This is a genomic window from Microbacterium sp. zg.Y909 (assembly GCF_024626565.1).
This window is the reverse complement of sequence record NZ_JANJFJ010000194.1, coordinates 1-8,349: the sequence shown is the minus strand read 5'-3', so window position 1 is coordinate 8,349 and position 8,349 is coordinate 1. Positions and strand designations below refer to the sequence as shown.

Here is an 8,349-nt window from a genome sequence, read left to right as displayed (position 1 = left end):
TCGACTCGGTCGGCATGATCTCCAACCTGTGGGGCCTCATCCTGGTGTATGCCGCTCTCGGCATCCCTTTTTCGACCTTCGTGCTGGCGGCGTTCTTCCGGCAGCTGCCGATCGAGCTCGACGAGGCCGCCCGGTTGGACGGGGCGGGACCCTTCGCCACCTTCTGGCGGGTCCACCTGCCGCTGGTCAAACCCGCGATCGCCACGGTCATCGTCTTCCGATTCGTGCCGGTGTGGAACGACTTCTTCTACCCGCTGATCCTCATCCGCGACCGCGACGCGTACACGCTGCCGGTGGGCATCACCCGGTTCTTCGGCGAGTACCAGACCGACTGGGCGACGCTCTTCGCGGGGCTGACCCTGGCGACGATTCCGCTCGTCGTACTCTTCCTCTTCGCCACCAAGCAGATCGTGTCTGGCCTGACCGCGGGCATGAGCAAGTGACGTCGTTGCTCGGGATCGACATCGGCGGTTCGGGGAGCCGGGTCGGGCTGCGCCTCGTGGGGGTGCCCTCGGGGGAGCGTCTCGAGTTCTCGGGAGAGCGCATCGGCGTGACGGATGCGGGCAGCACGGTGCCGGGCGCCGTGAGGTCGCTGGTGGCGCGGGCTGCGCAGGAGTGGCCGGAGGCCGTCGCGGAACTCGGTGGCGTCGGGGTGGGCGCGACGGGTCTGGCGACCCTGGTCGCCGAGCCGGAGCGGTTCGCCGCAGCCTTGTCGGCCCAGCTTCGTGAACTGACCGGGCGGCCGGTGGCGGTGGCGGTGGCCGTTGATGCCGTGACCGCGCATCTGGGCGCGCTGGGCGGCGAAGCCGGGGCGATCGTGGCGCTCGGGACTGGTGCGATCGCCTTCGGCACGGACGGCCGCGACGTCTGGCGGCGGGTGGACGGCTGGGGGCACCTGCTGGGCGACCGCGGCGCCGGCGCCTGGATCGGCCTGCAGGGACTCATCGCGGCGATGCGCGCCTATGACGGAGTGGATGCGGCAGGCTCCGAACTGCTGCGGGCGGCCCGGGAACGACTCGGTGATCCGGTCACCTGGCCGTCGCAGCTGTACACCCGGCCGGATCGCGCCGGCGTGCTGGCATCCTTCGCTGCCGATGTGCTGGCCTTGGCAGCCGCCGGTGACGCTTCGGCGGCGGCGATCGCGGCAGAGGCGGGGCGGGAGGCCGCGCGCAGCGGCGTCGCCGCGCTCGATCGGTCGCTGCCCGCGGTGATCGCGACCACCGGGGGAGTGTTCCGTGCCGGGGGCGTGCTCGCGCAGGCGTTCGAGCAGACGGTCGCGGAGCTGCGTCCCGACGCTCGGGTGCAGCCGGCTGTCGGAGACCCGCTGGACGGCGCGCTGTTGCTGGCTCAGCGCGCGCGGGCGCGTGCGATCGTCACGCACGCGCCGCATGTCTGGGTCGGGGGCGGGACGGACTAGGGGGCTCCATCCCGCCCTCGGCCCGGCGGGGGCGCTTCGTCTCGCTTCGCTCGCTCAGCGACCGGGTGGCTGCTGACGCGCCGGCATCCGACGGCGGCGTAGCCTGAAGCGATGCCTGTTCCGGACGCCCCTCACACCGCGCGCGCACAGCTGGCCGCGCTCGCCGCTGACGTGGAGCGTCGTCGGCGCAGCGAGCCGACCGTCGTGCCGTCGTTCGGGCCGCTCATCGATCTGCCCGTCGCACCCGGATCCCGGCCCGCGGCGGTGCTCATCCTCTTCGGTGTGCTGGATGCCACGCCCAGCGAGCGCCCCGCCGCCGACACCGCGGTCTCGCGCGACCTCGACGTGCTGCTGCTCGCTCGGGCGGCGACCCTGCGGTCACACCCCGGGCAGGTCGCGTTCCCCGGCGGCCGGGTCGACCCTGAGGACGACGGGCCTGTTGCCGCGGCCCTGCGCGAGGCGCAGGAGGAGACGGGCGTCGACCCGGCCGGGGTCGAGGTGCTCGGCGCGCTCGAGACCATTCCGCTGGCGTTCTCGCGGCACCTCGTCACTCCGGTGCTCGGGTGGTGGCGGCATCAGTCGCCCGTGCACGTCGTCGACGAAGGCGAGTCGGCAGCTGTCTTCCGCGCGCCCGTGGCCGACCTGCTAAGCCCGGCCAACCGCGGCGTCACGGTGCTGCGCGACGGCGCGCGCACGATGCGCGGGCCCGCCTTCCACGTCGGTCAGGGTCCCGAAGCGCACCTCGTGTGGGGGTTCACGGCGATGGTGCTCGACGTGCTGTTCGACCGCCTCGGATGGACCGAGCCGTGGGATGCCACGCGGGAGTTGCCGCTGGAGCTCCCGCCGCGGTGAGGACGTTGGGGCCGGTTCTCTCCCCAGCTCGGGAGCCGGCCGAGCCATGCACAGCTGACCGGCGGCGATCGAACAAATGTCCGAGGGTGGCGGCATGATGAGGGCATGACCTTCCTCACCGATTTCGCGACAAGAGCGCAGGCTGTCAGCGGCCACCGCGACCTCGACGTCGTCCCCGGTGAGCTGTTGGCGGCGGTGCGCGCTCTGTCCGATGACGACGTGCTGGTCGTGTTCGAAGAGGCCACCGCCGTCATGGGCTGCCTCGAGCGGCTGACGGTCGTCACGGCCGCGGTCATCGCCGAGCGGTCCGCCGCGCCGCACGGCGGACTGGCCGGCACACGCGGTCATCGGTCGCCGGTCGCCCTCATCCAGGAGATCACGGGCGGGTCGCGCGTGGATGCGACGCGGGCGGTGCGCGTGGGTGCGTCGCTGCTCGACGAGGGGTGCGGTTCGCGCTCCACCGGTGACGGCGGCGAGGACGAGCGGATGCCGCAGGCCGCGATCGCACCGTGGCATGCCGGCCTGCGCCAGGCCATGCTCGCGGGGGCGGTGACCACCGCGCAGCACGACGCGATCCGCCGAGGGCTCGGCGAACCGCCGGACTCGGACGACGCGAAAGCGGTCTGGGCCGTCGCCGCAGAGCAGCTCATGGGCGAGGTGCCGGGGCTCCCGGTGGAAGAGGTGGCCAAACGGGCGCGCGCGGTGCGCGACGCGCTGGACCCCGTCGGCGCCGAGGACCGGTTCGCGCGGCGGTTCCAGGGACGGTCTTGGCGCATGTGGACGGACGGCGACGGCGCGCACCACGCCCGCATCGACTTCGACGACGAGATGTTCGCGTGGGTCGACTCGATCATCGGCGCGGCACTGCGTCCGCGCCGAGGCGGGCCCCGGTTCATGACCGAGGCCGAGCGGGCCGACGCCGATTCACTCGTGCGCGATGGGCGCACGAACGAGCAGCTGACCTACGACCTCATGATGGACGTCGTTCGAGCGGGGGCTCTGGCCTCCGCCGAGGACGTATTCGGGGCGCGTCAGCCCGGCGTGCGGCTGGTGGCGGTGCGGGATGCCGTCGGCGCGCGTGACGCGTTCGGGCGACTCCTGGGCGTCGCGCACGTCGAGGACGGAGGTGCGGCGCTGCCGGGCTCCGTGCTCGACAAGGCGCTGTGCGAGACCGCCAGGGTGGTCGTGAGCGTCGACGGCGCCGGGAACCCGCTCGATGTGGGGCGCGAGCAGCGACTGTTCACGGCGAAGCAGCGGCTCGCCCTCGCCGCCCGCGACGGCGGATGCATGTGGCCCGGCTGCGACCGCCCACCCTCGTACTGCGAAGCGCACCACAGCGACCACTGGTGCGCGCAGCAGGGCCGCACCGACGTCGACCGCGGAATCCTGCTGTGCCGGTTCCATCACCTGCTCCTGCACAACCAGGGGTGGAAGATCACGCGCGACGGGCGAGGACCGTTCCTTCTTCATCCGCCCGGCGGCGAACCCATCGTGCTGCGGTCGAAGTCGCCGGTGCGGTGGGCGTGGGAGCCACCTCCCGATCGGGCGGGCTGGCGCGCCGCGTTGACCGAGGCGCATCCGCGACCGGAGAGGTCAGCCGAGGTCGTCGGCGGGTGGGCGTGTCAGCAGTGGCTCGATGTCGAGGGTCAGGTCGATGATCTGCCGCAGCAGCCCGCCGAGCGTCGTTGAATGCAGCAGCGTGAAGCGGTCCAGCTCACCCAGCGGGGCGATCGCGGCGAGCTGCCACGAGGACTCGACGGGGTCGGGGGAGAGCTCGGTCTCGGCATCCCACCGCACGTTCTCGTCGTCGGCGGCGCGCGCGAGCACCCGCCGCACGATGCTCTCGGCCTCGTCGCGCAGCGGCGTCAGCGCGTCGGACCACTCCAGCGGCGGCACGGGCGACACCTCCGCGACCGGGTACGGGTCATCGGGCAGCCACCGGTCGACGGTGATGCGCTCTGCGCCGACGGCCACCACCTGCAGGTCGGTCGCGGTGGGGGCCACGCGCACGAGGCGTGCGATCGTGCCGATGCCGCTGCGCTGCTCGCCCCCTCCGGCCTCGGGACCGCGCTCGATGAGCACGACGCCGAACTGCGGCTCCTCCTCGTCGAGCAGGCGCCCGATCATCGTGAGGTAGCGCGGCTCGAAGATGCGCAGCGGCAGCGGCGTGTAGGGGAGCAGCACGCTGCCCAGCGGGAACATCGGCACGCCGGTCATGGCGACAGTCAACCACCGGTGCGAGCCGCGGGAGCTCTAGCGGCGCATCTCACCGCATTCATACAGTGAGGCCATGACCCACCCCCGCCCCGACCCCGTCGGCCCCGGCCAGGAATCGGTCTGGGACTACCCGCGCCCGCCGCGCATCGAGCGCGTCGACACCCCCGTGACGATCGACTTCGGGGGCGTACGCATCGTCGACACGACCGACGTCGTGAGGGTGCTGGAGACGAGCCACCCGCCGGTGTACTACCTGCCGACCGCGGCGTTCGCGCCGGGCTCCCTCGTCCCCACGGACGGCAGCTCGTACTGCGAGTTCAAGGGCGCGGCGGGGTACTTCGACGTGCGCGGCGGTGACCGCGTCGCCCCGCGCGCGGCGTGGAACTACCCTGACCCGTCGCCGGGCTACGAGCTGCTCACCGACCGGGTCGCGGTGTACGCCGGCCCGATGGACCGGTGCACGGTCGCCGGCGAGACGGCGGTGCCGCAGCCGGGCAGCTATTACGGCGGCTGGGTGACCTCGTGGGTGCGTGGGCCGTTCAAGGGCGTGCCGGGCTCGATGGGCTGGTGACCCGGGGGTGTGGGTGCCGGCTCCCCGGGCCGGCACCCGTGCCGATCCCCCCGAACCGGCACCGCACACGCTACGGCGACCCTCCGACATCGGCCCGCGCCGGTGGGGTCTGCTGCCATGACATTCGCAGGACGTTGATGACGTCGTGAAGATCTGCGCCGGTCTTCGCGGCCTCCTCGGTCAGATCACGGATGCGCCTGATCACCGATGAAGGGAGCAGGCCGGCCGACGGCGCGACACGGGTGCCGGCAGCGGTTCTGCTGACCACGAGCCCGTCCTGCTCGAGCATCTTGTACGCCTTCGCCGCCGTTCCGGGAGCGACCCCGAGGTCGGCCGCCGTCTGCCGTACGGTGGGCAGTCGCTCGCTCGCTGCCATCTGCCCGGACACGATGAGTGCGCGAAGCTGACGATAGATGTCGACCGCCGGGCTCCCGTCGTCGGGCGCCGTGATGAGGGGTCTCTCCGTCACAGCGCGGTCCTCGCGCTCGCGGCTGCCTCGGCGTTCTCCGCCCGCGGGCTTGCGATTCGCGCGTGCAGTCCTCCGCCTGCAACGATGAGCAGCAGAACGAAGGCCGTGACTTCGAGAAGCGGGGCGCACCACCCTGCGGCAACCGCGAACTCGGCGAATCTCCGGGTGGCATCGTACGGTGCCCCGGCGTTCTGACCCGTGATGGTGAGTTGTGAGACAGGGCCTGTGCCGGCGATGAGCCGCCAGGCTCCGGCAAGTGTCAGGAGTATCGCGCCCGTCGTGACGCGCGCCACGCTGCGCGCCGTTGCTCGGCGGGCAGCACGTTCGGCGGTGACGGTCTGCGGTCGCAGGAAGGGGCGGGCGGCGTTGCGCGCAAGCGTCGCCCAGAACACGGCGCCGAGTGCGGCCAGGCAGACGAGAACCGGCACGCCATACGTCCACCCGTAGAACGGCAGGCGAAGCGGATCGATCTCAGCCTCGTTCGGTATCGGGATGGCCAGCCAGACATACTGCCCCTCACCGTTGGGGGACGACGCGAGACCCGCGAGAAGAGTGGTCGCCACGAGCGTGGCCCCGACGAGGGCTACGACAAGCAGCTCGGAGCGCGCGCTGAAGCTCATCCCGTGCCGACGCGCCGCCGACACGACCGGCGCCGCGGGGGGCATGGTCCCACGTGTGGTGATCACCCCGAGAACGACGCCGAGACCGAGGGCTGCGCCGGCGATCGGTGCGGCGAACCTCCACCAGTGGATGACATCGGACCCGGTGAGGGCGTAACCGCGCACGACGAACTCCGCCACGAACACGACGGTGACGACAATCGCGACGATGCTGAGCGTCCGGCGCTCGGGCGCATGCCGGTCCTGAATCACGCGGGGCTCGCCGACCGAGGTCCGCACCGCCGCAGCGGCCGGCCTCGCCAAGAAGAGCAGGATGTTTCCGGCGACGACTACGGCGATCAGAAGTGAGAGGGGAGGGAGCGAGAGCGCGCCCCAGATCCACTGCGCTGAGTCGAATGCGCGTCCGTACTCGGGCATGGAGTCTCCTGTCTGATTTGTGCCACATGTCTATCACAACTTGTGTCATCCAGAAGGCACAAAGAGCGAGCTCAGCCGTCATCCCGCGCCACCCGTCGCCCGCAACGGAACCCGGTGGCATCATCGGGGCATGACCCGCTACGCCATCGACGCGCCGACGGCGCTGCGGCTGATCGAGGAGGACGCGGTGCTCGGCCCCGGGCACTCCCTGGTCGCGCCGAGCGTGCTGCGCACGCACGCGCTCTCGCTGCTCTACCAGCAGGTGCGTGCCGGCGCGCTCGAGGAACGCGTCGCCCTCGCGCGGCTCGAACGCCTCGCCGAGCTGAAGATCCGCCTTCTCGGTGACCGCGTCTCCCGCGCCACGGCGTGGAAGCTGGCCTTGCGGCTCGGCTGGCCCGACACACCCCCGGCGGAGTACCTCGCCGTCGCCATGCTGCAGGCGGACCTGCTGGTCACGGACGATCCGCACCTGCGCAGCGGTGCCGAAGACCACGTGGCTCTGGCTCCCTACGAGGCGCTCCTGCGCTGACCCCGGCTGCCCGTCGTGCTCAGTCGGCGGCGCCGAAGCGGGCGACCAGGCGCACGAGGGTCGGGAGCCCGCGGGAGGTTGCGGGTTCGCCGGTCGCCTCCTCGATCGTGGGCGTGGCGTTGCCATCGCCCTCCCGCTCGTTGACGGAGACGACCCAGCCCTCACCGGCATCCACCACCCGGCACCGGCGGTGCGCGGCGACGCGCGCCAGCTCCGCATCGTCGGGCTCGATGCGGCCGCCGGCGTGGAAGGACACCTCCCGCCGGGCGGCGTCGGGCTGCGCGGCGTGCGCGTCGACGATGCGCGCGATCTCCGACAGCGGCAGCGCGCAGGCGTCGCGGCGCAGGCCCGTGCGGGCCTCGAGCGCCCGCACCGCGTCGGCCACGACGGCGGCGGGGTCGCCGGAGCGGAAGACCACGGTGCCGTTGCTCTGGAACGTCACCGCGTCGGGCACGCCCGCATCGGCGAACGCGGCGAGGATGTCGGCCGTGGACGGATGCCCGCGCTGCCCCTGATTGACGTTGCGCAGCAAGCCGACCCACTCGTCCACGATCTGGATGCTACGACCGACCGCCGCCGCCGGCCAGGCCGAGAAGGGTCGGAACGGGAGGGTCAGCGCGCGGCGGCAGCCGCCGCCGCCGCGGCCACCCGGTCGTAGGTCGCCGAATCGAACGCCACGATCCGCACTTCTTCGACCGCGGTGCCGGCGCCGGCGATCGTCTCGACGGCGGCGGCGATGGCATCCGCCTTCGGCCACCCGTAGATCCCGGCGCTCACGAGGGGAAAGGCCACGGACCGGGCGCCCAGCTCGTCGGCCACCTGCAGCGACCGGCGGTAGCACGACACCAGCAGCGCCCGGTCTCGCTCGCCGGCGGCGAAGTTCGGGCCGACGGTGTGGATCACCCACCGCGCCGGAAGGTCGCCTGCGGTCGTCCAGCCGGCGTCGCCGGTCGCCAGCCCGTGGGGGAACCGGGCGATGCAGTCGCGCAGGATCTCGGCGCCGCCGGCACGGTGGATCGCGCCGTCGACGCCACCGCCCCCGCGCATCGCGTTGTTCGCGGCGTTCACGATCGCGTCCACCCGCTGCTCGGTGATGTCGCCGCGCACCGCGATGATCCTGGTCATGAGGCCAGTGTCGCCCACGACGGCGCCGCTCGGCGAGCCCCAGAGCGACCTGCGCGGCGCGAGCCCGCCGTGGTATCCGTTGAGGGACGGAAGGGACACCATGCCCGCAACGCCCAGCGCCGACCTCCCCGA

Annotated in this window: 11 protein-coding genes; 6 read left to right on the top strand and 5 right to left on the bottom strand. The window is 72.5% G+C overall.

Annotation, left to right across the window (positions count from 1 at the left end; genetic code table 11):
- From NQ160_RS14065 to NQ160_RS14050, 4 genes are all read left to right on the top strand, one after another.
- On the top strand, nt 1-443 hold a 443-nt coding region (locus NQ160_RS14065), incomplete at its 5' end, for a carbohydrate ABC transporter permease (protein ID WP_257515836.1).
- The gene (locus NQ160_RS14060; RefSeq protein ID WP_257515835.1) at nt 440-1,417 is read left to right on the top strand and encodes a BadF/BadG/BcrA/BcrD ATPase family protein; all 978 of its coding nucleotides are present in this window, start codon (nt 440-442) and stop codon (nt 1,415-1,417) included. The genes NQ160_RS14065 and NQ160_RS14060, both read left to right, overlap by 4 nt.
- 111 nt (nt 1,418-1,528) lie before the next feature.
- On the top strand, nt 1,529-2,269 hold the full coding sequence (locus NQ160_RS14055) for an NUDIX hydrolase (RefSeq protein ID WP_257515834.1): 741 nt from the start codon (nt 1,529-1,531) through the stop codon (nt 2,267-2,269).
- A 105-nt stretch (nt 2,270-2,374) separates the two neighbouring features.
- The gene (locus tag NQ160_RS14050; protein ID WP_257515833.1) at nt 2,375-3,958 is read left to right on the top strand and encodes an HNH endonuclease signature motif containing protein; all 1,584 of its coding nucleotides are present in this window, start codon (nt 2,375-2,377) and stop codon (nt 3,956-3,958) included.
- Here the strand turns inward: NQ160_RS14050 and NQ160_RS14045 are convergent.
- A complete protein-coding gene (locus tag NQ160_RS14045; RefSeq protein ID WP_257515832.1) occupies nt 3,863-4,486 on the bottom strand; it encodes an LON peptidase substrate-binding domain-containing protein in 624 nt (207 codons plus the stop codon). The genes NQ160_RS14050 and NQ160_RS14045 overlap by 96 nt on opposite strands.
- A 73-nt stretch (nt 4,487-4,559) precedes the next feature.
- Between NQ160_RS14045 and NQ160_RS14040 the strand changes: the two genes are divergently transcribed.
- Entirely contained in the window at nt 4,560-5,057 is a 498-nt protein-coding gene (locus NQ160_RS14040) for a DUF427 domain-containing protein (RefSeq protein WP_257515831.1), read from the top strand.
- A gap of 70 nt (nt 5,058-5,127) precedes the next feature.
- Here the strand turns inward: NQ160_RS14040 and NQ160_RS14035 are convergent, their stop codons facing one another.
- Together NQ160_RS14035 and NQ160_RS14030 are read right to left on the bottom strand one after the other, a co-directional pair.
- Nucleotides 5,128-5,526 (bottom strand): GntR family transcriptional regulator, encoded by a 399-nt coding sequence (locus tag NQ160_RS14035; protein WP_257515830.1) that lies wholly within the window; start codon nt 5,524-5,526, stop codon nt 5,128-5,130.
- Nucleotides 5,523-6,563, bottom strand: a complete 1,041-nt coding sequence (locus NQ160_RS14030; protein WP_257515829.1) for a hypothetical protein — start codon at nt 6,561-6,563, stop codon at nt 5,523-5,525. Before NQ160_RS14030 ends, NQ160_RS14035 begins: the two co-directional genes overlap by 4 nt.
- Nucleotides 6,564-6,693: 130 nt before the next feature.
- On the opposite strand from NQ160_RS14030, the gene NQ160_RS14025 reads away from it, so the two are divergent.
- Entirely contained in the window at nt 6,694-7,092 is a 399-nt protein-coding gene (locus tag NQ160_RS14025) for a hypothetical protein (protein ID WP_257515828.1), read from the top strand.
- Nucleotides 7,093-7,111: 19 nt separating this feature from the next.
- Here the strand turns inward: NQ160_RS14025 and NQ160_RS14020 are convergent, their stop codons facing one another.
- On the bottom strand, nt 7,112-7,642 hold the full coding sequence (locus tag NQ160_RS14020) for a DUF1697 domain-containing protein (protein ID WP_257515827.1): 531 nt from the start codon (nt 7,640-7,642) through the stop codon (nt 7,112-7,114).
- 62 nt (nt 7,643-7,704) lie between these two features.
- On the bottom strand, nt 7,705-8,217 hold the full coding sequence (locus NQ160_RS14015) for an O-acetyl-ADP-ribose deacetylase (RefSeq protein ID WP_257515837.1): 513 nt from the start codon (nt 8,215-8,217) through the stop codon (nt 7,705-7,707).
- Between the last annotated feature and the right edge of the window lie 132 nt (nt 8,218-8,349).

Bases quoted from the DNA above. Each gene is read 5' to 3' on its own strand.
- NQ160_RS14055 (WP_257515834.1), top strand. From the start codon at position 1,529: ATGCCTGTTCCGGACGCCCCTCACACCGCGCGCGCACAGCTGGCCGCG.
- NQ160_RS14050 (WP_257515833.1), top strand. From the start codon at position 2,375: ATGACCTTCCTCACCGATTTCGCGACAAGAGCGCAGGCTGTCAGCGGC.
- NQ160_RS14045 (WP_257515832.1), bottom strand. From the start codon at position 4,486: ATGACCGGCGTGCCGATGTTCCCGCTGGGCAGCGTGCTGCTCCCCTAC.
- NQ160_RS14040 (WP_257515831.1), top strand. From the start codon at position 4,560: ATGACCCACCCCCGCCCCGACCCCGTCGGCCCCGGCCAGGAATCGGTC.
- NQ160_RS14030 (WP_257515829.1), bottom strand. From the start codon at position 6,563: ATGCCCGAGTACGGACGCGCATTCGACTCAGCGCAGTGGATCTGGGGC.
- NQ160_RS14025 (WP_257515828.1), top strand. From the start codon at position 6,694: ATGACCCGCTACGCCATCGACGCGCCGACGGCGCTGCGGCTGATCGAG.
- NQ160_RS14015 (WP_257515837.1), bottom strand. From the start codon at position 8,217: ATGACCAGGATCATCGCGGTGCGCGGCGACATCACCGAGCAGCGGGTG.